Annotated in this window: 25 protein-coding genes; 9 read left to right on the plus strand and 16 right to left on the minus strand. The window is 72.6% G+C overall.

Annotated features, from left to right (window positions below; genetic code table 11):
- The 6 genes from M5362_RS17015 to pdhA form a co-directional block, all read right to left on the minus strand.
- Window positions 1-1092 carry a TrkA family potassium uptake protein gene (locus M5362_RS17015; RefSeq protein WP_260228398.1) on the minus strand — a complete coding sequence of 364 codons (1092 nt, stop codon included), beginning with the start codon at window positions 1090-1092 and terminating at the stop codon, window positions 1-3.
- Window positions 1080-2420, minus strand: a complete 1341-nt coding sequence (locus tag M5362_RS17020; protein WP_260228399.1) for a molybdopterin molybdotransferase MoeA — start codon at window positions 2418-2420, stop codon at window positions 1080-1082. The genes M5362_RS17015 and M5362_RS17020 overlap by 13 nt, the downstream gene beginning before the upstream one ends.
- Window positions 2417-3280 carry a DUF6457 domain-containing protein gene (locus tag M5362_RS17025; RefSeq protein ID WP_260228400.1) on the minus strand — a complete coding sequence of 288 codons (864 nt, stop codon included), beginning with the start codon at window positions 3278-3280 and terminating at the stop codon, window positions 2417-2419. Before M5362_RS17025 ends, M5362_RS17020 begins: the two co-directional genes overlap by 4 nt.
- Before the next feature lie 171 nt (window positions 3281-3451).
- Window positions 3452-4885, minus strand: coding sequence for a dihydrolipoamide acetyltransferase family protein (locus tag M5362_RS17030; protein ID WP_260228401.1), 1434 nt, complete (start codon window positions 4883-4885; stop codon window positions 3452-3454).
- Entirely contained in the window at window positions 4885-5910 is a 1026-nt protein-coding gene (locus tag M5362_RS17035; RefSeq protein WP_260228402.1) for an alpha-ketoacid dehydrogenase subunit beta, read from the minus strand. Before M5362_RS17035 ends, M5362_RS17030 begins: the two co-directional genes overlap by 1 nt.
- Complete coding sequence (pdhA, locus tag M5362_RS17040; RefSeq protein WP_374214480.1) at window positions 5910-7070, minus strand: pyruvate dehydrogenase (acetyl-transferring) E1 component subunit alpha; 1161 nt, start codon at window positions 7068-7070, stop codon at window positions 5910-5912. The genes M5362_RS17035 and pdhA overlap by 1 nt, the downstream gene beginning before the upstream one ends.
- A gap of 194 nt (window positions 7071-7264) precedes the next feature.
- Between pdhA and M5362_RS17045 the strand changes: the two genes are divergently transcribed.
- On the plus strand, window positions 7265-7774 hold the full coding sequence (locus M5362_RS17045; RefSeq protein ID WP_260228492.1) for an Lrp/AsnC family transcriptional regulator: 510 nt from the start codon (window positions 7265-7267) through the stop codon (window positions 7772-7774).
- Window positions 7775-7940: 166 nt separating this feature from the next.
- Here M5362_RS17045 and M5362_RS17050 read toward each other — a convergent pair whose 3' ends face one another.
- Both M5362_RS17050 and M5362_RS17055 read right to left on the minus strand, forming a co-directional pair.
- Window positions 7941-8534, minus strand: a complete 594-nt coding sequence (locus M5362_RS17050) for a TetR/AcrR family transcriptional regulator (RefSeq protein ID WP_260228404.1) — start codon at window positions 8532-8534, stop codon at window positions 7941-7943.
- Entirely contained in the window at window positions 8531-10195 is a 1665-nt protein-coding gene (locus M5362_RS17055) for a 3-hydroxyacyl-CoA dehydrogenase (protein WP_261366027.1), read from the minus strand. The genes M5362_RS17050 and M5362_RS17055 overlap by 4 nt, the downstream gene beginning before the upstream one ends.
- A 177-nt stretch (window positions 10196-10372) precedes the next feature.
- On the opposite strand from M5362_RS17055, the gene paaN reads away from it, so the two are divergent.
- Window positions 10373-12082: a phenylacetic acid degradation protein PaaN gene (gene paaN, locus M5362_RS17060; RefSeq protein WP_260228405.1), complete on the plus strand. Its 1710-nt coding sequence runs from the start codon at window positions 10373-10375 to the stop codon at window positions 12080-12082.
- A 45-nt stretch (window positions 12083-12127) separates the two neighbouring features.
- Here the strand turns inward: paaN and M5362_RS17065 are convergent, their stop codons facing one another.
- The 3 genes from M5362_RS17065 to M5362_RS17075 all read right to left on the minus strand — a co-directional run bounded on the left by M5362_RS17065 (window position 12128) and on the right by M5362_RS17075 (window position 14978).
- Window positions 12128-12790, minus strand: coding sequence for a TrmH family RNA methyltransferase (locus M5362_RS17065; protein WP_260228406.1), 663 nt, complete (start codon window positions 12788-12790; stop codon window positions 12128-12130).
- Complete coding sequence (locus M5362_RS17070) at window positions 12787-14043, minus strand: HTTM domain-containing protein (protein WP_374214485.1); 1257 nt, start codon at window positions 14041-14043, stop codon at window positions 12787-12789. The genes M5362_RS17065 and M5362_RS17070 overlap by 4 nt, the downstream gene beginning before the upstream one ends.
- A 188-nt stretch (window positions 14044-14231) precedes the next feature.
- Complete coding sequence (locus tag M5362_RS17075) at window positions 14232-14978, minus strand: DUF5819 family protein (protein WP_260228407.1); 747 nt, start codon at window positions 14976-14978, stop codon at window positions 14232-14234.
- Window positions 14979-15091: 113 nt separating this feature from the next.
- Here M5362_RS17075 and paaA point away from each other — a divergent pair, with 113 nt between their 5' ends.
- From paaA to M5362_RS17105, 6 genes are all read left to right on the plus strand, one after another.
- Entirely contained in the window at window positions 15092-16144 is a 1053-nt protein-coding gene (gene paaA / locus M5362_RS17080; RefSeq protein WP_260228408.1) for a 1,2-phenylacetyl-CoA epoxidase subunit PaaA, read from the plus strand.
- Entirely contained in the window at window positions 16141-16428 is a 288-nt protein-coding gene (gene paaB / locus M5362_RS17085) for a 1,2-phenylacetyl-CoA epoxidase subunit PaaB (RefSeq protein ID WP_260228409.1), read from the plus strand. Before paaA ends, paaB begins: the two co-directional genes overlap by 4 nt.
- Window positions 16425-17174 (plus strand): 1,2-phenylacetyl-CoA epoxidase subunit PaaC, encoded by a 750-nt coding sequence (paaC, locus tag M5362_RS17090; protein ID WP_260228410.1) that lies wholly within the window; start codon window positions 16425-16427, stop codon window positions 17172-17174. The genes paaB and paaC overlap by 4 nt, the downstream gene beginning before the upstream one ends.
- Window positions 17171-17668 (plus strand): 1,2-phenylacetyl-CoA epoxidase subunit PaaD, encoded by a 498-nt coding sequence (gene paaD / locus M5362_RS17095; protein WP_308354882.1) that lies wholly within the window; start codon window positions 17171-17173, stop codon window positions 17666-17668. Before paaC ends, paaD begins: the two co-directional genes overlap by 4 nt.
- Window positions 17669-18757 (plus strand): 2Fe-2S iron-sulfur cluster-binding protein, encoded by a 1089-nt coding sequence (locus tag M5362_RS17100; protein ID WP_260228412.1) that lies wholly within the window; start codon window positions 17669-17671, stop codon window positions 18755-18757.
- Between the two features lie 83 nt (window positions 18758-18840).
- A complete protein-coding gene (locus tag M5362_RS17105; protein ID WP_260228496.1) occupies window positions 18841-19974 on the plus strand; it encodes an acyl-CoA dehydrogenase family protein in 1134 nt (377 codons plus the stop codon).
- 124 nt (window positions 19975-20098) lie between these two features.
- Here M5362_RS17105 and M5362_RS17110 read toward each other — a convergent pair whose 3' ends face one another.
- The 4 genes from M5362_RS17110 to M5362_RS17125 all read right to left on the minus strand — a co-directional run bounded on the left by M5362_RS17110 (window position 20099) and on the right by M5362_RS17125 (window position 24249).
- Window positions 20099-20443, minus strand: a complete 345-nt coding sequence (locus M5362_RS17110) for a rhodanese-like domain-containing protein (RefSeq protein ID WP_260228413.1) — start codon at window positions 20441-20443, stop codon at window positions 20099-20101.
- Between the two features lie 63 nt (window positions 20444-20506).
- A complete protein-coding gene (locus M5362_RS17115) occupies window positions 20507-21328 on the minus strand; it encodes a hypothetical protein (RefSeq protein WP_260228497.1) in 822 nt (273 codons plus the stop codon).
- Window positions 21329-21503: 175 nt separating this feature from the next.
- Window positions 21504-22955, minus strand: coding sequence for a DUF2252 domain-containing protein (locus tag M5362_RS17120; RefSeq protein WP_260228414.1), 1452 nt, complete (start codon window positions 22953-22955; stop codon window positions 21504-21506).
- A 145-nt stretch (window positions 22956-23100) separates the two neighbouring features.
- Complete coding sequence (locus M5362_RS17125; RefSeq protein ID WP_260228415.1) at window positions 23101-24249, minus strand: hypothetical protein; 1149 nt, start codon at window positions 24247-24249, stop codon at window positions 23101-23103.
- 127 nt (window positions 24250-24376) lie between these two features.
- On the opposite strand from M5362_RS17125, the gene M5362_RS17130 reads away from it, so the two are divergent.
- Window positions 24377-24856, plus strand: a complete 480-nt coding sequence (locus M5362_RS17130; protein ID WP_260228416.1) for a MarR family winged helix-turn-helix transcriptional regulator — start codon at window positions 24377-24379, stop codon at window positions 24854-24856.
- A gap of 21 nt (window positions 24857-24877) precedes the next feature.
- Here the strand turns inward: M5362_RS17130 and M5362_RS17135 are convergent, their stop codons facing one another.
- Window positions 24878-25537 (minus strand): response regulator transcription factor, encoded by a 660-nt coding sequence (locus tag M5362_RS17135; RefSeq protein ID WP_260228417.1) that lies wholly within the window; start codon window positions 25535-25537, stop codon window positions 24878-24880.
- Window positions 25538-25548 lie beyond the last annotated feature (11 nt).

Here is a 25548-nt window from a genome sequence, read left to right on the forward strand (position 1 = left end):
CTACTCGGGCGGCGTCGACAGCGGCGTGACGGGCGCGGCCCGGACGATCGTGATCACACGGTCCGTCAACTGCAGCGGGCTGGCCGCCGGATCGTCGTAACCGAGCAGCCGGTGCCCGCGCAACACGCTGACCACCAGGTCCTCGGTCTCCCGCACGTTCTTGCCCACCTCGGCCTTTATGACCGGCCGCTCCACCAGATCGAGCCCCGAACCCTGCTGGATCAGGTCCTCCATGACCGTGCCGGCGCTGGGGCTGAGCACCGAGAGCCCGAGAAGCCGTCCGGCCGCGCTGGCGCTGGTGATGACGGCGTCCGCGCCGGACTGGCGCAGCAGCGGCGCGTTCTCCTCCTCACGGACGGCGGCGACGATCTTCGCGCCCCTGTTGAGCTGCCGTGCGGTGAGCGCGACCAGGACGGCCGTGTCGTCGCGCTGGGTGGCGATGACGATCTGACGGGCCTTCTGGACCTCGGCGCGGAGCAGTACGTCGCTGCGGGTGGCGTCGCCGACCACGCCGACGAAGCCGTCCGCGTTCGCCGTCTCGATCACCTTGGTGGAGGGGTCGACGATGACGATCTGTTCCTTCCGCAGCCCCGTCGCGCAGAGCGTCTGGATCGCGGAGCGGCCCTTCGTGCCGAAGCCGACGACGACGGTGTGCTCTCGCAAGGTGGACCTCCAGCGATTCAGCCGCCACTCCTCCCGGGTCCTTTCGGTGAGGACCTCGAGAGTGGTACCGACCAGGATGATCAGGAACAGCACGCGCAGGGGCGTGACCAGCAGGATGTTCACGAGCCGCGCCGAGTCGCTGTACGGGACGATGTCGCCGTACCCCGTGGTGGAGAGGGTGACGGTCGCGTAGTAGGCGCAGTCGAGGAAGTCCAGGGTGCCATTGGCGTTGTCGTGATAGCCGTCGCGGTCGAGGTAGACGATCATGGTCGTCAGGGCAAGCACGCCGAGAGCCATCAACAGCCGCTTGGTCACCTGCCGCAGAGGCTTCTCGACGACGCGCCGGGGCATCCGGATTCGGGAGGGGGACGTCTTCTCGTCCGCTTGGCGGGCCATGACGTCACGGCTGGGGAGTTTCACGTGAAACATCCTCCCTGGAAGGCGCCGTGGGCCGGAGCCATCGGCCAGGGAAGATCGAGAATCTCCACGGAGTCCCCGGACCGCACTCCCCCGGGGGGCACCACGGCCATCCCGTCGGCGACGGCGATCCCTCGGAGCATCGCCGGGCCGTTGTAGTGCAGGGGAACGGCTTCGTCGCCCTGGTGGACGATGGGGACCAACCGGGTGTCGTGCGGGTGCCCGTGGACCTCGGCCCGCACGGGCGCGCGGTACGGCGCGGGAAGCGGCGCTCCGGCCAGGGCCCGCAGCAGCGGCTCGGCCAGGGTGAGCAGGCCCGAGACGGCGGCGAGCGGGTTGCCGGGCAGCCCGACCAGGTGCCGGCCCGCGTCCAGACGCGCGAGGAGCATCGGATGGCCGGGGCGGACCTTCACCCCGTCGACGAGCAGCACCGCGCCCGCCTTCGCGAGCACGGGGTGGACGTGGTCGACAGGGCCCGCCGCCGTGCCACCGGTGGTGATCACCAGATCGGCGGGGGAGTCGGTGACCGCTGCCGCCAGGGCGTCGGCGTCGTCGCCGATCCGGCGGGTGGCGAGCACCTCGGCGCCGAGCGCGTTCAGCCAGGGGCCGAGCATGGGGCCGAGGGCGTCCCGGATCAGCCCGCCCTGGGGGAGTCCGGTCGTCAGCAGCTCGTCGCCGAGGACCAGGACCTCCACCCGGGGGCGGGCGAGCGTCGGCAGCTCGTCGTACCCGGCCGCGGCGGCGAGACCGAGGACGGCGGGGGTCACCTGGGTCCCGGCCGGCAGAAGCCGGTCCCCGGCACGGCACTCCTGGCCGCGGGGACGGATGTCCTGGCCGGGCACGACCTCGCGCCGTGCGTGGAGATGGCCGCTCGCGTCGGTGCGGGCGTGCTCGCTGCGAATGATCGCCGTGGTCTCCGGAGGCACGTGGGCGCCGGTGGCGATCCGTACCGCCGTACCGTCGTCCAGGGCGGACACCCCGTCGTGACCTGCGAGAACGGCCGCTTCCGTACGGATCTGCCAGGGGCCCGGGCCGGCGACCGCCCAGCCGTCCATGGCCGAGGTGTCGAAGGACGGCAGATCGGTGAGCGCGCTCAGCGGCTCGGCGAGCACCTGGCCCATCGCCTGCCCGAGAGGCGTACGGAGGGGTGTACGCGCCGCCCCGACGGCCGCACCGGCGCGCGCGGCGACAGCCCGCGCGGCGGGCCAGGCGGTGGCGCGGTGCTCTTCGTCGGACCGGGGTCGCGCGCCGCGCGGCGGCGCGACGAGGGCGAGGACCTCGTCCACACCGTCGTCGTCAGCCCCGGACTCCGTCTGGGCCGCGCGCTCCTGAGGGGTCATCCGGCCGCGTCCCGCTCCGCTTCGGCGGCCCAGCGGTTCGCGAGGGCGGCGGCCTTGCGGGCCGCCTCGGCGACCGCCTCGGGACCGCCGCCGCCGTCGGCCGCCCTGCCCGCGGCGTAGCCGACCAGGAACGTGGTCAGCGGCGCGGCGGGGCGGGCTACCCCGTGGGCGGCGTCCCGGGCCAGATCGAGCAGGACGCCGGTGTCGACGTCGATCTCGATGCCCAGTTCGTCCTTGACTGCGGTGATCCATTCGTCCAGCACGTTCCCATGCTCCCTGATCCGGGCCCGGGCCGTGGCGATGTCCTCCCAGGTGTCGCAGTCGAAGGAGGCGAGGGGTTCCGCGGCGACCCGGACGACGCGCAGTCCCTGAGTGAGCAGACGCAGGGGGAGACCGGAGAGGGTGCCGTGCGCGGTGGCGATGAGAGCCAGCTCACGGCGGAGGGCCCCGGTGCGGTAGACGGCGACCAGCGGCTGGTCCCGGCCGCCCGCGTCGACCAGGAGGGCCGCCTCGGCCTCGGGCGCGGCGGCCAGGGCTCCCAGCAGCCGCCGGCCGGTCCCCTCGTCGAGGAACGGCAGATCGGCGGAGAGGACGAGCACCACATCGGCCCCGGCCTCGCGCACCCCGGCGTCGAGCGCGGCCAGTGGTCCCCCGCCGGGCGGATCCTCCCTGGCCCACACCACGGGCCGTACGGTCGCCCGGCGCCCGCCGACGACCACGGTGCGCCGGGCCCCCCGGCACCCCGCGAGCACCCGGTCGAGCAGCGCCCGCCCCCCGACCCGCACCGCCGGCTTGTCCACGCCGCCGAGCCGCTTCGCGGCACCGCCGGCGAGGACGATGGCGTCATACGAGGTCGTCATCCCAGCAGTATGATCCGCCGCCCCCCGCAAAGCTCCCCGCCGTCTCACCCAGGGAGACGGGTGAGACGGCGGGGCGCGGGCGAGGCCCGCAGTCGGCTCGACGTCAGAGCGTGCGGCACGGGACCGCGGGGCGCACGACGCAGTCGGCCGACTTCAGAGCGTGCGCCGGCGTCAGAGCGTGCGGAGCAGTACCGCGGGATGCTCGACGCAGTCGGCGACGTAGCGGAGGAAGCCGCCCGCCGTGCCTCCGTCGCAGACCCGGTGGTCGAAGGTCAGCGACAGCTGGACGACCTGGCGGACCGCCAGCTCGCCGTTGTGGACCCACGGCTTGGGGATGATCCGCCCCACCCCGAGCATCGCCGCCTCCGGGTGGTTGATGATCGGCGTGGAACCGTCGACCCCGAACACCCCGTAGTTGTTCAGGGTGAACGTCCCACCCGTCAGATCACCCGGCGTCAGCGTCCCCTGCCGGGCGGCCTCCGTCAGCCGCGCGAACTCCGCCGTCAGCGACTCCGCCGACCGCGTACCCGCGTCCCGGACCACGGGGACGACCAGACCGCGCTCGGTCTGCGCCGCGAACCCGAGGTGCACGGACGGCAGCCGGACGATCTCCCGGGCCGCCGTGTCCACCGTGGAGTTGAGCTCCGGGTGACGGGCGAGCGCATGGGTGCAGATCCGGGCGAGCAGTGCGAGCAGCGATATCTTCGCGCCGCCCGCCGCGTTCATCGCGGCCCGTGCCGCCATGAGTTCGGTCGCGTCGGCGTCGACCCAGCAGGTGGCGTCCGGGATCTCCGTACGGCTGCGGGACAGCTTGTCGGCGACCGCGCCGCGGATGCCGCGCAACGGAACCCGCTCACCGGCCGCGGCGACGGCCACGGGAGCCGGCGCGGCGGCCGGAGCCGGGCGGGCGGCCGCGGTCTCGGCCGCGGTCTCGGCCGCGGCCAGGACCGACTCCACGTCCGCCCGCAGGATCAGCCCCTCCGGACCGGACCCGCGCACCTCGCGCAGATCGATGCCCTTGTCTCGGGCCAGCTTCCGCACGAGCGGCGAGATCACCGGCACGGGGCCCTCGGGGGCCACCGGAGCCACCGGAGTCTGGACCACCGCGGCCGGAGCCTGGGCCTGGGGCGCGGCCGGAGCCTGGGCCTGGGGCGCGGCCGGAGCCTTCGCCTCCGTACGGCCGCCCGCCGTCACCCCGGGGCCGGCGTGGCGCACCCGGCGGCGCCTGGCCGCCGGACCGGCCGTGCCGTACCCGACGAGCACGTTGCCGGAGTACTCGGAGGACTCGGCGTCCGCCGCCGACGCCGCGGGCTTTCCGGGCGCCGCCGACACCGCCGACGCGCCGTCCGCCGGCGCCGTACCTCCCACCGCGACCGTCAGCAGCGGGGCGCCGACCGGCAGTTCCGTGCCCTCCTCGCCGAAGCGGGCGGTCACCACACCCCCGTACGGGCAGGGCACCTCCACCATCGCCTTGGCGGTCTCCACCTCGACGACCGGCTGGTCGATGGCGACGACGTCGCCCACGTTCACCAGCCAGCGCACGATCTCCGCCTCGGTCAGCCCCTCACCGAGGTCGGGCAGCTTGAACTCCAGCACCTGGGCCATCAGTTCCCCGCTTCCCACTGCAGCCGCGCCACCGCGTCGAGCACGCGGTCCACGCCCGGCAGGTGGTGCCGCTCCAGCATCGGCGGCGGATACGGGATGTCGAACCCGGCGACCCGCAGGACCGGCGCCTCCAGGTGATGGAAGCAGCGCTCGCTCACGCGCGCGGCGATCTCCCCGCCCGGCCCGCCGAACCCGGTCGACTCGTGCACCACGACCGCCCGGCCGGTGCGCCGCACCGACGCGCAGACCGTCTCGTCGTCGAACGGCACCAGCGAGCGCAGATCGACCACCTCCAGGTCCCAGCCCTCCGCCTGGGCGGCCTCCGCCGCCTCCAGGCAGACCGGCACCGACGGCCCGTACGTGATCAGCGTCGCGCTGCGGCCGCTGCGCCGCACCACCGCCTTGCCGATCGGCTCCACCGGCGTCGGCGCCTCGGGCCGCCAGTCGGACTTCGACCAGTAGAGCCGCTTGGGCTCCAGGAAGACGACGGGGTCGTCGGAGGCGATGGCCGCCCGCAGCAGCCCGTACGCGTCCTCGACCGTGGCCGGGGTCACGACGTGCAGACCCGGCGTCGCCATGTAGTACGCCTCGGACGAGTCGCTGTGGTGCTCGACACCGCCGATCCCGCCGCCGTACGGCACACGGATCACCAGCGGCATCGGCATCGCGCCCCGCGTGCGGTTCCGCATCCGGGACACATGGCTGATCAGCTGCTCGAACGCCGGGTACGCGAAGGCGTCGAACTGCATCTCCACGACCGGCCGCAGCCCGTACATGGCCATGCCCACGGCCGTGCCGAGGATGCCCGCCTCGGCCAGCGGGGTGTCCGTGCAGCGGTCCTCGCCGAACTCCTTGGCGAGGCCGTCGGTGACCCGGAAGACACCGCCGAGCGTGCCGACGTCCTCGCCCATCACATGGACGGTCGGATCCTCGGCCATCGCATCGCGCATGGCCCGCTGAAGGGCCTGCGCCATGGTGGCGGGCTTGGCCGTGGCCTTGTCCGCCGTCTTCTGCGCCGTCGTCATCACGCCTCGCTCTCGGCGTCGAGCTCGGCCCGCAGCTGCGCCGCCTGCTCGCGCAGTTGTGCCGTCTGCTCCGCGTAGACGTGCGCGAACAGATCCATCGGGTCGAGGACGGGCTCGGCGTTCATCCGCTCGCGCAGCGCCGCCGCCATCGTCTCGGCCGCCTCCGCCGCGTCCCGCTTGCGGTCCTCGTCGATGATCCCGCGCTCCGTCAACTCGCGCTCCAGGATCTGGATCGGGTCGTGGGCACGCCAGGTCTCGACCTCGCTGTCCCCGCGGTAGCGGGTCGCGTCGTCGGCGTTGGTGTGGGCGTCGATGCGGTACGTGACGGCCTCGACCAGCGTCGGTCCGCCGCCCCGCCGCGCGCGTGCCACGGCCTCGGTGAGCACCTGGTGGACGGCGACCGCGTCGTTGCCGTCGACGAGCCGGCCCGGCATGCCGTAGCCGACGGCCTTGTGGGCCAGCGAGGGGGCCGCCGTCTGCTTGGCGAGCGGCACGGAGATCGCGAAGCCGTTGTTCTGCACGAGGAAGACCACCGGGGCCTGCCAGACGGCCGCGAAGTTCAGCGCCTCGTGGAAGTCGCCCTCGCTGGTGCCGCCGTCGCCGACCATGGCGAGCGCGACGACGTCGTCGCCCTTGAGCCGGGCGGCGTGGGCCAGCCCGACCGCGTGCGGCAGCTGGGTGGCCAGCGGGGTGCTGAGCGGCGCTATGCGGTGCTCACGCGGGTCGTACCCGGTGTGCCAGTCCCCGCGCAGCAGCGTCAGTGCCTGGACCGGGTCCAGGCCGCGGGCGACGGCCGCGAGGGTGTCGCGGTACGAGGGGAAGAGCCAGTCCCGGTCCTCGAGCGCCAGGGCGGCCGCGACCTCGCAGGCCTCCTGCCCGGTCGTGGACGGGTACACGGCCAGCCGGCCCTGCTTGGTGAGCGCCGTGGCCTGTGCGTTGTACCGGCGGCCGCGGACCAGCTCCGCGTAGAGCCGCCGCAGCAGCTCGGGGTCGGCCTGGGCCACCGCGTCCGTACCGAGGACACGGAACGGCTCGGCGTCGGGCAGCAGCGGGGCGGGGTCGGTGCGCGGCTTCCACGCCGGGGGCGGGGTGGGCCGGTAGGCAGGAGCGACACCGGGCGGCTCTTGGACTGTCGAACTGCGCTGTTGCAACGAGTCCACCTCCTCGTGGGAGCGGGCATAAGACCCGAAGGCGGGTGGCGCGAGTGTGGTGTGCGCCTCACCTACCGATTGTTCGGTCGTGGAGGCAATTTGGCTACAGGCACCCTCAGCCTGTGGACAAACGGTTCTCCACAGCCTGGGATGGAGACATGTCGTCCATGGATGAGAGGCGGGGGGACATGGCGGATGAACAAATGGCCGACGGCTGGGAGCAGGCCCTGGCCCAGAGTCCGGCCGGAGCACAGCAGGGACCGCCGGCCCGACCGCTCGACGCGATCGACCGGGACATCCTGCGCATCCTGCAGACGGACGGCCGCGCCTCGATACGTTCCGTGGCCGAACGGGTGCACGTGTCCCGCGCCAACGCCTACGCACGGATCAACCGGCTGATCGACGACGGGGTGATCCGGGGCTTCAGCGCCCGTGTCAACCACGAGCGCGCGGGCCACGGCGCCTCCGCCTACATCACGCTCAAGATCGTCCAGAACTCCTGGCGGACCGTGCGCGAACAGCTCCAGGCCCTGCCCGGCGCCGCGCACATCGCGCTCGTCAGCGGGGACTTCGACGTCCTGCTCCTGGTCCACACACCGGACAACAGGACCCTGCGCGAGCTGGTGCTCACCAAGCTCCAGTCGATCCCCGAGGTGCTCTCCACCCGCACGCTGCTGGTCTTCGAGGAGACGGACCTCGACCCGGACCACTGAGAAGGCGGCCCCGGCGGGCGCACCACAGAACCCGCCGGGCCCCTTGGGCCGGACGGGCGCCCAGCAGTGGTTCGGGCCCCTTGGGCCGCACGGGCGCCCAGCAGCGGTTCGGCGGGCGCGGACGGCGCCTCACCGGCAGCGGGGCCCACGCGGCCGTGGGCAGCCCTCAGCGGGCCGTCCGCAGCCCGTCGAAGGCCAGGTGGGCCACGGTGTCGGCGAGCTGCTCGCGCTCGGCGTGAGCGCCGGGCAGCGGCCGGTACCACTCCACCAACGAGTTGATCATGCCGAACAGCAGCCGGGTGGCGAGCTTGATGTCCACGTCCGCCCGCAGGTCACCGTCGGCCACGGCCGCCTTCAGCAGGTCGGCCACCCTGTGGTCGAACTCCCTGCGGCGTTCCATCGCCCAGCGCTCGGTGTCGGTGTTGCCCCGGACCCGCAGCAGCAGCGTCACGTACGGCAGCTCCGCGATCAGGACCTCGACCGTGCGCCGGGTGACGTACTCGACCCGCTCGATGGCCCGCCCGCGCCCCGCGCCCGGCTCGCCGAGGATCCCGAAGAGCCCGTCGATGGCCCGGCTGACGGCCCGCCGCAGCAGCTCCTCCTTGCCCGCGACATGGTGGTAGATCGAGGACTTGGAGATCCCGGCGGCCTTGGACAGGTGCTCCATGGACGTGCCGTCGTAGCCGCGCTCGTTGAAGACCTGCACGGCGACGGAGAGCAGCGTCTCAGGCGTGTACGTGTCGCGCTTCGCGGTCGTCATGCCGTCGCCTCCTCACCGGCCACGCGCGCGGCCGCGTGCTCGTCACCGGCCGCCTCCCGTTCCCGCCGCGCCTCCGCGGCATGTTCCGCGGCGACGCGGCGGCGCAGCGCCTGCGAAGGGGCGTAGCGGCCCGTCGGGTACTCCTCGTGGAGGTTCGAGAGGGTCTCCAGGACCCAGCCGACCCCCAGCTCCTCGCCCCATGCGAGAGGCCCTCGCGGGTAGTTCACACCCAGCCGCATGGCCGTGTCGATGTCGTCGGCGTCGGCCACCGCGCGCGTGGCGGCGTCGAACGCGAAGTCGGCGAGCATCGCGACCGTGCGGGCGACGATCATGCCGGGGACGTCCCGGATGACGCTGACCTTCATCCCGGCCGCCTGGAAGAGCCCGGTCGCCTCCTGGAGGGAGCGCTCGTCCACGGTCGCGGCGGGGGCGAGCACGATCCGCTCGCAGGTGGCGAAGTCCAGCGCCAGGTCGAAGTGGACGACCGGCATCTCGGCGTCGTCGGCCGAGGTCCCGTCGGCGAGGAAGAGCCGGGTGCCGCTGGGCAGCTCGATCCAGCCCGGGTAACCCGGCACGGCGTCGTCGGCGAGGTCGACCACGACGGCGGACGCCTCGATCCGCCGCACCAGGGCGCGCGCCTGGTAGAGGTCGCCCTGGACCGTCACCGAGGCCGGCGGCTCGGCGGGCGGCGCGGTGTGCGGCTCGGGGGCCGCCGCGCCCTCTCCGTACGGGAACCAGCCGTGCCCCGACTTGCGGCCGAGGCGCTCCGACTCCACCAGGCGCCGCTGCGCGAGGGACGGCGTGAACTTGGGGTCCTGGTAGAAGGAGTCCCAGACGGACCGGGTGACGGCCTCGTTCACGTCCTGGCCGATGAGGTCCGTCAGCTCGAAGGGGCCCATGCGGAACCCCCCGCACTCGCGCAGCGCGGCGTCGATCGTGGCGGGGTCCGCCGCGCCCTCCTCGTAGACCCGCAGCGCCTCCGCGTAGAAGGGCCGGGCTATCCGGTTGACTATGAAACCGGGGGTGTCGGCGCAGCGCACCGGCGTCTTGCCCCAGCTCTTGGCGGTCTCGTACGCGCGCGTGGCGGACGAGGCGTCGGTGGCGAAGCCGCTGACGACCTCGACGAGCGGCAGCAGCGGCGCCGGGTTGAAGAAGTGCAGTCCGACGAACCGGCCGGGCAGCCGCAGCCCTCCCGCGATCGCCGTGACGGAGAGGGAGGAGGTGTTGGTGGCGAGCAGGGTGTCGTCACCGACGATCTTCTCCAGCTCGGCGAACAGCTGCCGCTTGACCGGGAGCTGCTCGACGATGGCCTCGACGACGAGCGCGGCGTCGGCCAGCTCCGTCAGGCGGGCCGCGGCGTGCAGCCGGGCCACGGCCGCGTCGCGGTCGGCCTTGTCCATCCGGCCTTTCTCGACCAGGCGGTCCAGGCGGTTGACGAGGGCCGCGACGGCCTCCTCGGCCCGGCCGGGGGCGGTGTCGTAGAGCCGTACGGGATGTCCGGCGACCAGGGCGACCTGCGCGATTCCCTGGCCCATGGTTCCCGTGCCGACGACGGCGACGGTACGGCTCCGGTCGAGGGCGCCGGTACCGGCGTCCCGCGCCGCGTCCGACCCGGCGTCCGGCGCGTCGTCCGGCGTGGAGTCGCTCACATTGGCGGTCATACGACTGATCCTCCCCGATGGGTTGTCCACAGCTTCGACAGACCCCCTTGTCCCGACCGATCGTTCGGTTACTCTAACTCTGTCAGTCCTTCGCTGCCCACCCGTCTCCCACGACCACCCGTCGTGGAGCGCTACGCGCGCCGAATCGATCTAGCTCGACGAGGAGTTGGTCCTGCAATGGCCGCCGCTCAGCTGACCACCGACGCCCTGGCCGAGAAGCACCGGTCCACACTCGACCAGGCTCTCGACACCATCCGCACCCGCGCCTACTGGTCGCCCCACCCCGAGCACCCCAAGGCCTACGGCGAGAACGGCTCGCTGGACGCCGCCGCCGGTCTCGAGGCGTACAAGGCGCTGCTGAACGCCCGCTTCGAGCTGGACCAGCCCGGCACGGACGGCTGGACCGGTGACGAGGTCTCGCCGTACGGCCCGGCCCTCGGTATCGAGTACCCACACGTCGACATCGACGTCCTGCTGCCCGCGATGCGCGTCGGCATGAGCGCCTGGCGCGACGCCGGCGCCGAGGTCCGCGCCCTGGTCTGCCTGGAGATCCTCGCCCGGATCTCCGCCCGCACCCACGAGTTCGCGCACGCCGTCATGCACACCAGCGGCCAGGCCTTCATGATGGCGCTCCAGGCCGGCGGACCGCACGCCCAGGACCGCGGTCTCGAAGCGGTCGCGTACGCGTACGCGGAGCAGACCCGCACCCCGGGCAGCGCCGACTGGTCGAAGCCTCAGGGCAAGCGGGACCCGCTGGAGCTCACCAAGGCGTTCACGCCCGTCGGGCGCGGCATCGCCCTCGTCATCGGCTGCAACACCTTCCCGACCTGGAACGGCTACCCGGGCCTCTTCGCCTCCCTCGCCACGGGCAACCCGGTCCTGGTCAAGCCGCACCCGCGCGCCGTCCTCCCGCTGGCGCTGACCGTCCGCGTCGCCCGCGAGGTCCTCGCCGAGGCCGGCTTCGACCCGAACCTGGTCGCGCTCGCCGTCGAGCGGCCCGGCGAGGGCATCGCCAAGACCCTGGCCGTCCGCCCCGAGATCCGGATCATCGACTACACCGGCTCCACCGCCTTCGGCGACTGGCTGGAGGCCAACGCCCGCCAGGCCCAGGTCTACACGGAGAAGGCGGGCGTCAACACCGTCGTCGTCGACTCCACCGACGACTACAAGGGGATGCTCTCCAACCTGGCGTTCTCCCTCTCGCTGTACAGCGGCCAGATGTGCACCACCCCGCAGAACCTGCTGATCCCCCGCGACGGCATCGCCACCGACGCCGGCCCCAGGTCGTACGACGAGGTGGTCGCCGATCTCGCCGCGGCGGTCGGCGGTCTGCTCGGCGACGACGCCCGGGCGAACGCCCTGCTCGGCGCCCTGGTCAACCCGGACGTGAAGGCGCGCCTGGAAGCAGCCGCGGGCCTCGGCGAGGTGGCGCTGCCCTCCCGCGAGGTGGCGCACCCGGACTTCCCGGACGCCGTCGTCCGTACGCCGGTCATCGTCAAGCTGGACGGCGCACGGAAGCACTGGGAAGGGGCGGACGTGGACGCCGCGTACTTCTCCGAGTGCTTCGGCCCGGTCTCCTTCGCCGTCTCGGTCGACTCGACCGCCGACGCGCTGGAGCTGCTGCGGCGCACGGTCCGCGAGAAGGGCGCGATGACGGTCGGGGCGTACACCACCTCGGCCGAGACCGAGCGCGCCGTCGAGGAGGTCTGTCTGGAGGAGTCGGCCCAGCTCTCGCTGAACCTGACGGGCGGGGTCTACGTCAACCAGACGGCCGCGTTCTCCGACTTCCACGGCTCCGGCGGAAACCCCGCCGCCAACGCGGCCCTGTGCGACGGAGCGTTCGTCGCCAACCGCTTCCGGGTGGTGGAGGTCCGCCGCCAGGCGTGATCTCTGGGGCTCGCGGGGCCCACGGGCCTCCGCGAGCCCCACCGGTCATCCGCCCGGCGTGATCTCGGCGTACCGCTGCACCCACGCGTGCATCGCGATCGCCGCCGCGGCCCCCGCGTTGATCGACCGGGTCGAACCGAACTGGGCGATCGAGCAGACCATCTCCGCGTGCTTGCGGGCCTCCTCGGTCAGACCCGGTCCCTCCTGACCGAAGAGCAGCACACAGCGGCGCGGCAGGACGGTCCGCTCCAGCGGTACCGCACCCGGCAGATTGTCGATGCCGATGATCGGCACGCCCTCGGCCGCCGCCCACGCGGTCAGCGACTCGGTGTCCGGGTGATGGCGCACATGCTGGTAGCGGTCGGTGACCATCGCCCCACGACGGTTCCAGCGCCGCCGCCCCACGATGTGGATCTCCTTCGCCAGGAAGGCGTTGGCGGTCCGCACCACCGAGCCGATGTTGAAGTCGTGGCCCCAGTTCTCGACCGCGACATGGAAGTCGTGACGCCGGGTGTCCAGGTCGGCGATGATCGCCTCCCGTGTCCAGTACCGGTACCGGTCGACGACATTGCGCCGATCCCCGCCGGTGAGCAGCTCCCGGTCGTAGCGCTCGCCGTCCGGCCAGGGCAGCGGATGCGGCCCCACACCGACCTCGGGGGCGTACCCGTCGTCGTACTGGATCGGCTCGGACTGTTCTGCGGTGCTCACCCCACGAGGGTACGGGGGGCGGGTTCCTCGCCCGTACGGCGCTGCTCGGGCAGCCTGCCGCGCGGACGGGACAGCAGCCTGTCCCTGCCGCGCCCGACCCACGCGCCCAGCCACACCAGGAACGCCGTCGGCAGGAACACCGCGTCGGCGGAGATCATCGCGAGCGAGAACAGCGGCAGTCCGAGCAGGACGGCGATGCCGGCGTGCTCCAGCATCATCGCGACCAGCAGGACGTTCTTGACCTTGCGGTTGAACAGGGTGAACGGGAAGGCGACCTGGATCAGCACGGTGCCGTAGGTCAGCACCAGCACCAGGAAACCGCTGGATCCGAGCAGGTCGGACAGGGCGGGCCAGGGGGCGAAGTAGTCCAGCTGGAGCGGGTAGTAGAGCGCGGTGCCGTCCTGCCAGCGCGAACCCTGGATCTTGTACCAGCCGGCCGTCGCGTAGATCAGACAGACCTCGGCCATGATCACGACGAGCGTGGCGTTGTGGGCGAGGTTGGCGAGGACGTCGAGGAGGGTGCGCGGCTCACCCGGCGCATAGCGGCACACGGCCCACCACAGCGCCTGTGCCACCCACAGCACCCACAGCAGCACCAGGAGCCACGGCGAGCCGGTGACGTCGGAGAAGTACGTCGCGACGAGCAGGAAGCCGCCCAGCACCGTCCACAGGAGCGGGCCGACGACGTCACGGCGGGGCTCCCGGCCCTCCGCCGCCTCGCGCGCGTCGCGGGCGGCCCGGCGGGCGTCGAGGGACCAGACCTGGCCGCAGCGGGTCAGGACGAGATAGATCGCGGCCAGGTGGACGACGTTGTCGCCGCCGTCGCCCACGAAGACGGAGCGATTCTGCAGTGACAGCACCCCGACCATGAAGACCACCGACATGGCACGGGTGCGCCAGCCGAGCAGCAGCAGGACGGCGGAGAGCACGGCGATGGCGTAGACGGCCTCGAACCAGAACGCGCCGTCCCACCACACCAGCGCCGTGAACGCGTCGTTCTGGGCGATCAGCTTCCGGCCCATCTCCCACGACCAGGGGCCGTCGGGGCCGTAGAGCTCATGCCGGTGGGGCAGCTCGCGGAGCAGGAAGAGCAGCCAGGTGAGGGAGAAGCCGATCCGGACGATCGCGCTCTGGTACGGGCCGAGGGCCGAGGCCGTGACCCGCTGCACGGCCCGGGCGAGCCGCCGGTCGAACGGCTCGCGGGCCGCCGCCGGCGGCGCCTTCCGGGCGCTCCGGCCGCTCTCGGCCTTCACGGTGCTGTCGGGGTTCGGGGCGCTCTCGGGGTTCTCGATGCTGGCTGGGTTCCGGGTGCTCTCGGGGGTGCCGGTGCTGTCTGGGTTCCGGGCGCTCTCGGGGTTCCCGGTGCTCTCGGGGGTGCCGGTGCTCTCGGGGCCGTCAGTGCCGTCAGTGCCGTCGGCGTGCTGGTGGTCGAAGGATCGGTTCACCGGCCTGCCTCCGTACGCTCGTCCCCGCGCGCCCCGTCCGCGCGCGCGCCGTCCGGCAGGTCAGCCGCACTCACCGTCCACCACGGAAGCTCCCTGTGGACAGGCTCCGTGCCGATCTTCTCGTTGCTCCACGACGGCGCGGGAACGGCGCGCGTGGCGGAGCGGAGCTGGATCCGCTCCACGACGCCGCCGAGTCGCTGCTCGTCGAGACGGAGCATGACGATGCGGCGGACGTAGCTCTCGGAGAGCCGACCGCGCAGACCGTTGGGCCGGTGGTCCTCGGTGTGGGAGTTCAGATAGAAGTCCCAGGCCCGGCGGAGCTGGTTCTGTTCCGCGTGGCTGGGCACCAGGCTGCCGCGGATCGCCTCGGCGTCCTGCGCGGTCAGATCGATCCACCCCGTCGTGCGCGCGGCACCGTCCGCGCCGGCCACCCGGGCACGGACCTGGACGGCGACATTCTGCTGGAGCGGGTTCGGGGCGAAGAGCTTCCAGTTCTGCTCGAACTCGGGATACACCCAGTCGTCGACCGCCTCGCCGTGCTGCTTGGTCAGCGTGTTCGACGGCGCGACATGCAGAAACACCATCGCGAGGTGGGCGCAGCCGAGAACCCCGACGACAGCCAGCGCGACAGCCGCGACGACCTGGTACGGAAGGGAGAGCGAGGCGATCCCGGCGCCCGCTCGTGGTCCCGGTCCGAGCGGATGGCGCTTCGCGTCCGCGCCCAAGTCGTCCTGCGCTTCCATCCCGCCCCGATCCCGTTCGATTCACCCTCAGTTATCCACAGGGTTGACACCATACGGGCCGCCGACCGACCATTGAAGAGATTCAACCGAACGATCGGTCGGTAGGGAGTGCGATGACGGCAGGGACGGCAGCGACCGCAGTGACCGCGGACGCGCACAGCACGCGGGCGGCCGCGCACAGCGAGCGGGAGACGGCGGCCGCGGCAGCGGCCCAGGCCGCCTACGAGGCGGTGTTCGACGCCGCCGTCGCCGCCGACGAGCGCATCGAGCCACGCGACTGGATGCCCGACGCCTACCGGGCCTCCCTCGTCCGCCAGATCGCCCAGCACGCCCACTCCGAGATCATCGGCATGCAGCCCGAGGCCAACTGGATCACCCGCGCGCCCTCGCTGCGCCGCAAGGCCATCCTCATGGCCAAGGTCCAGGACGAGGCCGGCCACGGGCTGTATCTGTACAGCGCGGCGGAGACCCTCGGCACCAGCCGCGACGAGCTGCTCGACAAGCTCCACTCCGGCCGCCAGAAGTACTCCTCCATCTTCAACTACCCCACGCTGACCTGGGCCGACGTCGGCGCCATCGGCTGGCTCGTGGACGGAGCGGCGATCACCAACCAGGTCCCGCTCTGCCGCTGCTCCTACGGTCCGTACGCCCGCGCCATGGTCCGTGTCTGCAAGGAGGAGTCCTTCCACCAGCGACAGGGGTACGAAGCGCTCCTCGCCCTCTCCCAGGGCACCGAGGCGCAGCACGCCATGGCACAGGACGCGGTGGACCGCTGGTGGTGGCCCTCGCTGATGATGTTCGGCCCGCCCGACGACGAGTCGGCGCACTCCGCGCAGTCCATGGCCTGGAAGATCAAGCGGCACTCCAACGACGAACTGCGCCAGCGGTTCGTCGACATCGCCGTCCCGCAGGCCGAAGCCCTCGGACTGACCCTCCCCGACCCGGACCTCCGGTGGAACGAGGAGCGCGGGCACTACGACTTCGGCCCCATCGACTGGGCCGAGTTCTGGGACGTCCTCAAGGGCAACGGCCCCTGCAACGAACAGCGGCTCGACCGCCGCCGCCAGGCCCACGAGGACGGCGCCTGGGTCAGGGAAGCCGCCGCGGCATACGCCGGCAAACACACGGCAGCACAGCAGCACACGAACGGGGAGGCACGGGCATGACCACCGACGGATGGCCCCTGTGGGAGGTGTTCGTGCGCTCGCGCCGCGGACTGTCCCACACCCACGCCGGCAGCCTGCACGCACCGGACGCCGAAATGGCCCTGCGCAACGCCCGCGACCTCTACACCCGCCGCAACGAAGGCGTCTCGATCTGGGTGGTCCCCTCCGCCGCGATCACCGCCTCCTCGCCCGACGAGAAGGACCCGTTCTTCGAACCGTCGGCGGACAAGCCCTACCGGCACCCGACGTTCTACGAGATCCCCGAGGGGGTGAAGCACCTGTGAACGAGACCACCGACACCGCCGCCCCGGCCGACACCGCCGCGATCACCGCGGCCGCCCTGGCCCTCGGAGACGACGCCCTCGTGCTCTCCCACCGGCTGGGGGAGTGGGCGGGCAACGCCCCCGTCCTGGAAGAAGAGGTCGCCCTCGCCAACATCGCGCTCGACCTCCTCGGCCAGGCGCGCATCCTGCTCTCCCTCGTCGGGGACGAGGACGAGCTGGCCTACCTCCGCGAGGAGCGGGCCTTCCGCAACGCCCAGCTCGTCGAACAGCCCAACGGCGACTTCGCCCACACCATCGCCCGCCAGCTCTACTTCTCCACCTACCAGCGGCTCCTGTACGGACAGCTGGCCGCCGGCGACGGCCCCCTGAGCGGACTCGCGGCGAAGGCCGTCAAGGAAGTCGCCTACCACCAGGACCACGCCGAGCACTGGACCCTGCGCCTCGGCGACGGCACCGACGAGAGCCACACCCGCATGCAACACGCCTGCGACGCCCTCTGGCGCTACACCGGCGAGCTGTTCCAGCCCGTCGAAGGCCTCGGCGTGGACCACGAAGCGATGCGCGCCGCCTGGCTCGACTCGGTCACCACCGTCCTCGAACGGGCCACCCTCATCGTCCCGAGCGGACCGGACACCGGCGCCTGGCGCGCGGGAGCCGGCCGGCAGGGCCTGCACACCGAGTCCTTCGGACGCATGCTCGCCGAGATGCAGCACCTGCACCGCAGCCACCCGGGGGCGACATGGTGACGACCATGACGGACCTCGAGCGGGAACTGAGCCGGATCGCCGGCGCCGTCCCCGACCCCGAACTGCCCGTCCTCACCCTCGAAGAGCTCGGCGTGCTCCGCGGCGTCCAGGTCCTCGGCCCCGGCCGCGTCGAGGTCGAGCTGACCCCGACCTACACCGGCTGCCCCGCCATCGAGGCGATGTCCTCGGACATCGAGCGCGCCCTGCACGACCACGGCGTCCCCGAGGTCTCCGTCGTCACCGTCCTCGCACCCGCCTGGTCCACCGACGACATCAGCGACGAAGGGCGCCGCAAACTCGCCGAGTTCGGCATCGCCCCGCCCCGCCCCCAAGGCCCCGCCGACGGCCCCATACCGCTCACCCTGGCGATCCGCTGCCCGAACTGCAGCTCCACCGAGACCGAACTGCTCAGCCGGTTCTCCTCCACCGCGTGCAAGGCCCTGCGCCGCTGCACCGCCTGCCGCGAACCGTTCGACCACTTCAAGGAGTTGTAGATGCAGTCCTCACGCTCCGGACGGGCTGAGTTCCATCCGCTCCGGGTGAGCGAGGTCGAGCAGCTCACGGACGACTCGGTGGCCGTCACCTTCGCGGTCCCGCCCGAACTCCGCGACCTCTACCGCCACACCCCCGGACAGCACCTCGCCCTGCGCCGCACCGCGCGGGACGGCGAGGAGATCCGCCGCACGTACTCGATCTGCGCACCCGCGGCCCCCACCGGCCAGGAGCCCGTCCTGCGCGTCGGCATCCGGCTCGTCGACGGCGGCGAGTTCTCCACGTACGCCCTGAAGGAACTGGCCGTCGGCGACACCGTCGAGGTCATGGAGCCGATGGGCCGCTTCACCCTCACGCCCCGCGCCGGACACTTCGCCGCCGTGGTCGGCGGCAGCGGCATCACCCCGGTCCTGTCGATGGCGGCCACCCTCCTCACCCAGGAACCGGACGCCCGCTTCTGCCTCGTCCGAAGCGACCGCACCGCCTCCTCCACGATGTTCCTCGACGACGTCGCCGACCTCAAGGACCGCTTCCCCGACCGCTTCCAGCTCGTCACCGTCCTCTCCCGCGAGGAGCAGCAGGCCGGCCTCCCGTCCGGACGGCTCGACCAGGAGCGGCTCACCGGCCTGCTCCCCGCCCTCCTGCCCGTCGACGACATCGACGGCTGGTTCCTGTGCGGCCCGTTCGGCCTCGTCCAGGCCGCCGAACGCACCCTGCGCGGACTCGGCGTCGACCGCTCCCGGATCCACCAGGAGATCTTCCACGTCGACGACGGCTCGGCACCGGCAGCCGCTCCCACCTCGGACGCCCCCGTCCACGCCACGCTGACCGCAACCCTGCACGGCCGCTCCGGCAACTGGCCGGTACAGAAGGGCGAGACGCTGCTCGACACGGTGCTCCGCGCCCGCGCCGACGCCCCCTACGCCTGCAAGGGCGGCGTATGCGGCACCTGCCGCGCCTTCCTCGTCGAAGGTGACGTACGCATGGACCGGAACTTCGCGCTGGAGCCGGAGGAGACCGAGGCCGGATACGTCCTTGCCTGCCAGTCCCACCCGGCCACCGCGGAAGTGGAGCTCGACTTCGACCGCTGACCGTCCCCCCGCGCCCATTCCCTTCCGCCTAGAACCTGTTCTATCTTGACGGTCCGTCAGACAGGCAACGGGAGGGCATGGCCGTGGACTTCACCTTCACCGAGGAACAGCAGGCGGCCGTAGAGGCGGCCAAAGCGGTCTTCGCCGGCGTCACACCCGACGCCGTACCGAGCCCCGCGCTCACCCCCGGAGCCGTCGCCGACGACTTCGACCGCCCGCTCTGGTCCCGCCTCGCCGCCGCCGACCTGCTCAGCCTCGTCCTCGCCCCCGAACACGACGGCGCGGGCCTCGACACCATCGCGCTGTGCCTCGTCCTGCGCGAATCCGCCCGCGTCCTCGCCCGCGTCCCCCTCCTGGAGACCAGCGCGGTCGCCATGACCATCCAGCGCTACGCCGACGCGCGCACCGCGGCCGAACTCCTCCCCCGCGTCGGACGCGGCGAACTCGTCCTCACCGCCGCCTCCAACGGCAGCACGGGCCACGACCCCGCCGAACTCTCCGTCACCGCCCACCGCGACGGCACCGACTGGGTCCTCGACGGCCTGCAGAGCGCCGTCCCCTGGGCCCACGGCGCCGACCGCATCGCCGTCCCCGCCCACACCACCGAAGGCCAGAACGTCCTCGCCCTGCTCCCCCGCACCCACGCGGGCGTCACCCTGGCCGAGCAGTACTCCACCAGCGGCGAACTCCTCGCCGAACTACGCCTCGACTCCGTACGCCTCGACAGCTCCGACGTCATCGACGCCGACGGCGCCTGGGACTGGCTCCGCGGCGTCCTCGCCACCGGAACATGCGCCCTCGCTCTCGGCCTCGGCGAGAACGTCCTCTCCATGACGAGCCAATACACCGGCAAGCGCGAACAGTTCGGCCACCCCGTGGCCACCTTCCAGGCCGTCGCCGTCCAGGCCGCCGACCGCTACATCGACCTGCGGGCCATGGAGGTCACCCTCTGGCAGGCCGCCTGGCGCATCAGCACCGGAGCCGGGGGACCACTGCCGCCCGCCGCGGACATCGCCGTCGCCAAGATCTGGGCCTCCGAAGGCGTACGGCGCGTGGTGCAGACCGCCCAACATCTCCACGGCGGCTTCGGAGCCGACACCGACTACCCGCTGCACCGCTACCACGCCTGGGCCAAGCAGCTCGAACTCTCCCTCGGCCCGGCCGCAGCCCACGAAGAGGCCCTGGGCGACCTGCTGGCCGCCCACTCCCTCAGCTGACCCCCGCCGCAGATCCACTCGGAAGCCCTCCGGGAGCCGCCCCGAGACCGGCGCCCCAGGCCACGAAGCCGGGGCGCTCAGGGCTACGAAACAAGCTGCGCCCAGACCACGAAACCCGGAGCCCCTAGGCCACGAAGCCGGGGGCGCCGGCCTCCGTCACCACCGGCCGACCGGCCGCGTCCCAGGCGATCATGCCGCCGTCGACGTTCACCGCGTCGATCCCCTGCTGCACCAGATACTGCGTGACCTGCGCCGACCGGCCACCGACCCGGCACATCACAAACGCGCGACGCCCATCGGCCACAGCCTCCGTCACCTCACCGAAGCGCGCCACGAAGTCGCTCATCGGCACGTGCAGCGCACCCTCGGCATGACCGGCCACCCACTCGTCGTCCTCACGGACGTCCAGCACCAGGGCGTCGGCAGGCACGGAAGCCACGTCCACCGAGGGGAGCGGGGCGAAGTTCATGGGACAGGCCTTCTCTCGTACGAACGGCTCGACGGGGCTCGAGCTCTGTGAAACCTACTGCACCTACCGCACCAGCGCGGCCAGCTCCGTCTCGCGCTCGGAGACCTGCGCGAGCAGCTGCTCGGCGATCTCCTCGAGGAGCCGGTCGGGGTCGTCGGGCGCCATCCGCAGCATCGCGCCGATCGCGCTCTCCTCCAGCTCCCGCGCCACCAGGGTCAGCAGCTCCTTCCGCTGCGTCAGCCACTCGAGGCGCGCGTACAGCTCCTCGCTCTCGCTGAGCCGCTCCGGCTCGGGCACGGGGCCGGCCGCCCACTCCGCGGACAGCTCGCGCAGCAGCGCGACGTCACCGCGGGCGTAGGCCGCGTTCACCCGGGTGATGAACTCCTCGCGCCGCTTGCGCTCGTCGTCCTCGCGCGCCAGGTCCGGGTGTGCCTGGCGGGCCAGCTCGCGGTACAGCTTCCGGGCCTCCTCGCCGGGCCGGACCCGCTTGGGCGGCTGCACCGGCTGCCCAGTCAGCATGGCGGCGGCCTCGGGGGAGAGACCCTCGGAGTCGATCCAGTCGTGGAAGAGCTCTTCGACGCCCGGCATCGGCATCACGACGGCCCGCGCCTCCTGCGCCCGCCGCAGGTCCTCCGGGTCCCCGGTGCGCGCCGCCCGCGCTTCGGCGATCTGAGCGTCCAGCTCGTCGAGCCGCGCGTACATGGGGCCCAGCTTCTGGTGGTGGAGCCGGGAGAAGTTGTCGACCTCGACGCGGAAGGTCTCCACGGCGATCTCGAACTCGATCAGGGCCTGCTCGGCCACCCGCACGGCCTTCTCCAGCCGCGCCTCGGGCCGCTCCGTCCCAGCGGCCTCGTCACTCGCGCCGGTGCCCGCGCCCGAGTCCACGTCCTGGTCCTGGTCCACGCCCACGTCCTCGCTCCGGTCCGTCACCCCACCAGCCTACGATCCCCGGGGGCCCCCTCCCCCCTCCCTCCCCCGCCCCTCCCCCCTCATCGTCGGCGGCGGCTCGGTGTCGGTGGCGTTCGGGCACGCTTCTCCCCTCACGGGCAGGCGTGCGTCGTCACACTCCGAGCTCGGCCGCTGTCCGGCCGTCGCGTACCGCCGTCACCAGGTCGGTGTGGTCCGCCGTGGTGCGGTCGGCGTAGGCGACGGCGAAGGCCGCGACGGCCTCGTCGAACTCCTCGCTCTTGCCGCAGTACCCGGCTATCAGGCGCGGGTCCGCGCTGTGGGCGTGGGCGCGCGCCAGCAGGGCGCCGGTCATCCGGCCGTAGTCGTCGACCTGGTCCGGGGTGAGCGCGGCCGGGTCGACGCTGCCCTTGCGGTTGCGGAACTGGCGCACCTGGAACGGCCGCCCCTGCACCGTGGTCCAGCCGAGCAGGATGTCGCTGACGACCTGCATCCGCTTCTGCCCGAGCACCACGCGCCGCCCCTCGTGCCCCGCGTCCGGGGCGGTGAAGCCGACCGCCGGAAGGTGGGGGAGCAGCGCCGAGGGGCGCGCCTCCTTCACCTGGAGGACGAGCGGCTCGCCCCGGTGGTCGAGGAGCAGCACGACGTACGAGCGGGTGCCGACGCTGCCGGTGCCGACGACGCGGAAGGCGACGTCGTGCACGGCGTACCGCGCGAGCAGCGGCAGCCGGTCCTCCGAGACGGTGTCCAGGTAGGGGCCGAGCGCGGCGGCGACGGCCGCCGCCTCCTCGTCCGTGACGCGGCGCAGGACCGGCGGCGCGTCGACGAACCGCCGGCCTCCGCCCTCGGCGTCGGTGACTGCCTCGGTGGACTTGGCTGCGAAGCGGGCGCTGGTGTTGTTCCGGGCCTTCTCGGAGACCCTTTCGAGGGTGCCGAGCAGGTCGCGGGCGTCGGTGTGGGAGACGAGCTCCTCGTCGGCTATCGCGTTCCAGGCGTCGTTCGCGGGGAGTTTGGCGAGCAGGCGCATCGTCCGGCGGTAGGCGCCGACGGTGTCGAACGCGGCTGCGCGGCAGGTGTCCTCGCTCGCGCCGGCCTCTCGTCCCGCGAGCACGAGGGAGGTGGCCAGTCGCTTGAGGTCCCATTCCCAGGGGCCGACGACGGTCTCGTCGAAGTCGTTGAGGTCGATGACGAGCCGGCCGCGGGCGTCGCCGTAGAGGCCGAAGTTCGCCGCGTGTGCGTCGCCGCATATCTGGGCGGCGATGCCGGTGACGGGGGAGCCGGCGAGGTCGTGGGCCATGAGCCCGGCGGAGCCGCGCAGGAAGGAGAAGGGGCTGGCGGCCATGCGTCCGACGCGTATGGGTGCCAGTTCCGGCACGCGGTCGCGGCTCGACTCCTCGACGGCCGTGACGGCGTCGGGCCGGTCGTCGGCGAGGGCCAGGGTGCTGTGGGTGCGGCGCGGGACGCGCAGGCGCAGGGCCTTGCCCTGTTGCTTGGGGGAGTCCGTGGCCCCCGCCGTCGCCCGCCGGGCGAACCCGGGCACGTGTGGAAGACGCCCCTTCTCCGTGCCTCGCTGTCCCGGTACCGCTGGTGCCTGGTTCTCGCCCATGGGACGCCCTCCCCCGACTTCGTGCTGCGCTGTCCAACATCAACTGGGCATGACGGTACCGCCGGGTTCGGCGGCCCGTCTTCCCCTGTGGACAACGGACTGTGGACAACTCGGCCGGGCGGTTTTCCACGCGCTTTCCGGCCGCTCAGACCGCGACGGTCTCCTCCATCTCCTCCTCGGCCCCGGCTCCCGCCACCTCCTCCTCGGCCCCGGCTCCCGCCACGGCGGGCGCGGCAGCGGCGCCCGGTGCGGTGGGGACGACAGGACCGCCCGGTGCGCCCGGTGCGGTGGCCGCGGCGGGGACCGCCGGGCGCCTGCGGGTCTCGGCGACGCCCGCGCCGACCGTCACGGCCACTCCGGCGAGGAACCACAGGGCGAGGACCAGCAGGTGGCCGCCCAGTGCGTGGCCGTCGAAGTAGACGTGGCCGCGGACGCCCTCGACGAACCCGGCGCCGTTCCAGAAGGCGTGCAGCGTTCCGAAGAAGCCGGGTTGCAGCTCGGGGCGGTAGATCCCGCCGGAGCTGGTGAAGTTGAGCATGACGAACAGGACCATCACGCCGAGGGTGGTCCAGCGTCGCAGGAAGGTGTGGAGGCCGACGCCGATCAGCAGGATGCCGGCCGAGTACAGCCAGGACATCGCCCAGACTCCGCCGAGTCCGTGGTCGACGAGGTGGAACATCGGTCCCGCGAAGACCGTGCCGACGAGGCTGACGACGAGGGACATGCCGGTGGCGAGCAGGGCGCGGACGCGCAGGGGCAGGACGGCTCCCGCGCCGCCGATGACGGCGACGGAGGCGTACGAGCCGATGCTGAGTGCGACCAGGAGGAAGAAGACGCCCTGTCCGGTGGGGTCGCCGTCCGAGACGGGGGCGACGTCGGTGACCTTCAGGGGTGCGTCCTGTGCGGCCGCGACCTTGGTGAAGACCTTCTCGACGGCCATGGCGCTGGTGTCGGAGGAGGCGGAGGCGACGAGCAGTTCGGGGTGGGCGCCGGGGAGGTAGGCGCCGAAGGACGACTGGTCGCGCAGTGCCGAGACGGCCGTGTCCCGGTCGGGGACGGTACGCACGTCGAGGGCGCCGGAGCCCTTGTCGTGGAGGGTCTGGGCGAGGACCTGGGCGCTGGCGCCGGAGCCGACGACGTCGACGCGCAGGTCGTGGGGCTGGGGGGCGTGGAACGCGCCGAGGTAGGCGAGGCCCATGCCGACGCACATGAGCAGCGGGGTGAGCAGGTGCCCGAGCACGTGCCGTAGCGCACCTGTCGGCGCCGATCCCGCGGAATGGGGTCCTGCGGACACCGAGCACCTCCATGGCCGGTTTTCAACGAAGAACTTGTAACATACATCTAAATGACAGTTGTACTATACAACTGAATCGGCGAGAAGCCGGGAAGGCAGAACCGGTGACCGCCCCAGGGAGCGCATCGTGACCGACGGCCCGCGCAAGGCCTCCGTCGACACCATCCAGCGGGAGCTGACCGCCTTCGCCCGCCGCGCCCGCGCCGCGGCCGCCCGGCTCCACCCCGATCTTCCGCTGGTCTCCTACACCCTGCTCTCCCACATCGCCGACCAGCAGGACTGCCGGGCCACCGACCTCGCCGCCCACTATCTGCTGGACAAGTCGACGGTCAGCCGCCAGATCGCCGGCCTGGAGAAGCTCGGCATGGTCGAGCGACGCCCCGGCCCGGAGGACCACCGGGTCCAGGTCCTGCACCCCACCGAGGCGGGCACCCGCGTCCTCGCCGCGACCCGGGCGAGCCGTCTGGCCGCATACCAGGAGCGCCTCAAGGACTGGCCCGCCGAGGACCTCGCCCGGTTCGCCGCGTACCTGCTCCGCTACAACGCGGCGGGCACGGCAGGCTTCCCCGGCACCGTCGGGCCCCACCCCTCGACACCGGACCGCTGAAGCCCCCGCTCAAAACCCCCGCTACAGCCCCGCGTCGCGCGCCAGCAAGGCCGCCTGGACGCGGTTCTCGCACCCCAGCTTCGCCAGGATCCGGCTGACGTACGTCTTCACCGTGGCCTCGCTCATGTGCAGACGCCTCCCCGCGTCCGCGTTGGACAGCCCTTCCCCGAGCAGAGCCAGGACCTCGCGCTCCTTCTCGCTCAGCGCCGCCACACGCCCCCTGGCCTGCCCCGCGCGCGTCGCCTCCCGCCCCGAGGCCAGCTGCTCCACCACGTGACGGGTCGCGGCGGGCGAGAGGTACGCGTCCCCCGCCGCCGCGGCCCGTACGGCGCGGATCAGCTCGGCCGGTGCCGTGTCCTTGAGCAGGAACCCGGCGCCCCCGTGCTCCAGTGCCCGCAGCACGTTCTCCCGCTCGCCGAACGTCGTCAGCACGATCACCCGCGCCGCGGGCACCGCCCGCCGCAGCTCGGGCAGCGCGGACAGCCCGTCGAGCACCGGCATCTGGATGTCGAGCAACACCACGTCCGCCGCGTGCGCCCGCGCCTGCTCGACCGCGTCCCGGCCGTTCGCCGCCTCCGCCACCACCTCGATGTCCTCGTCCGAGGTGAGGATCATCCGGATCCCGGCCCTGATCAGTGGCTCGTCATCGGCGATCACGACCCTGATGCGCTGCCCTGCCACAGCTACTCCCC

It is taken from the genome of Streptomyces sp. Je 1-79 (genome assembly GCF_025195125.1).
Classification (GTDB): domain Bacteria; phylum Actinomycetota; class Actinomycetes; order Streptomycetales; family Streptomycetaceae; genus Streptomyces.

What these genes read in the sequence shown, in the direction of transcription:
- M5362_RS17020 (WP_260228399.1), bottom strand. Translation starts at nt 2,420, where the DNA reads ATGACCCCTCAGGAGCGCGCGGCCCAGACGGAGTCCGGGGCTGACGAC.
- M5362_RS17110 (WP_260228413.1), bottom strand. Translation starts at nt 20,443, where the DNA reads ATGAACTTCGCCCCGCTCCCCTCGGTGGACGTGGCTTCCGTGCCTGCC.
- M5362_RS17015 (WP_260228398.1), bottom strand. Translation starts at nt 1,092, where the DNA reads ATGTTTCACGTGAAACTCCCCAGCCGTGACGTCATGGCCCGCCAAGCG.
- paaN (WP_260228405.1), top strand. Translation starts at nt 10,373, where the DNA reads ATGGCCGCCGCTCAGCTGACCACCGACGCCCTGGCCGAGAAGCACCGG.
- M5362_RS17100 (WP_260228412.1), top strand. Translation starts at nt 17,669, where the DNA reads ATGCAGTCCTCACGCTCCGGACGGGCTGAGTTCCATCCGCTCCGGGTG.
- M5362_RS17050 (WP_260228404.1), bottom strand. Translation starts at nt 8,534, where the DNA reads ATGACGACCGCGAAGCGCGACACGTACACGCCTGAGACGCTGCTCTCC.
- M5362_RS17035 (WP_260228402.1), bottom strand. Translation starts at nt 5,910, where the DNA reads ATGACGACGGCGCAGAAGACGGCGGACAAGGCCACGGCCAAGCCCGCC.
- paaB (WP_260228409.1), top strand. Translation starts at nt 16,141, where the DNA reads ATGACCACCGACGGATGGCCCCTGTGGGAGGTGTTCGTGCGCTCGCGC.
- M5362_RS17030 (WP_260228401.1), bottom strand. Translation starts at nt 4,885, where the DNA reads ATGGCCCAGGTGCTGGAGTTCAAGCTGCCCGACCTCGGTGAGGGGCTG.
- M5362_RS17025 (WP_260228400.1), bottom strand. Translation starts at nt 3,280, where the DNA reads ATGACGACCTCGTATGACGCCATCGTCCTCGCCGGCGGTGCCGCGAAG.
- M5362_RS17120 (WP_260228414.1), bottom strand. Translation starts at nt 22,955, where the DNA reads ATGGGCGAGAACCAGGCACCAGCGGTACCGGGACAGCGAGGCACGGAG.
- M5362_RS17075 (WP_260228407.1), bottom strand. Translation starts at nt 14,978, where the DNA reads ATGGAAGCGCAGGACGACTTGGGCGCGGACGCGAAGCGCCATCCGCTC.
- M5362_RS17055 (WP_261366027.1), bottom strand. Translation starts at nt 10,195, where the DNA reads ATGACCGCCAATGTGAGCGACTCCACGCCGGACGACGCGCCGGACGCC.
- paaA (WP_260228408.1), top strand. Translation starts at nt 15,092, where the DNA reads ATGACGGCAGGGACGGCAGCGACCGCAGTGACCGCGGACGCGCACAGC.
- M5362_RS17045 (WP_260228492.1), top strand. Translation starts at nt 7,265, where the DNA reads ATGGCCGACGGCTGGGAGCAGGCCCTGGCCCAGAGTCCGGCCGGAGCA.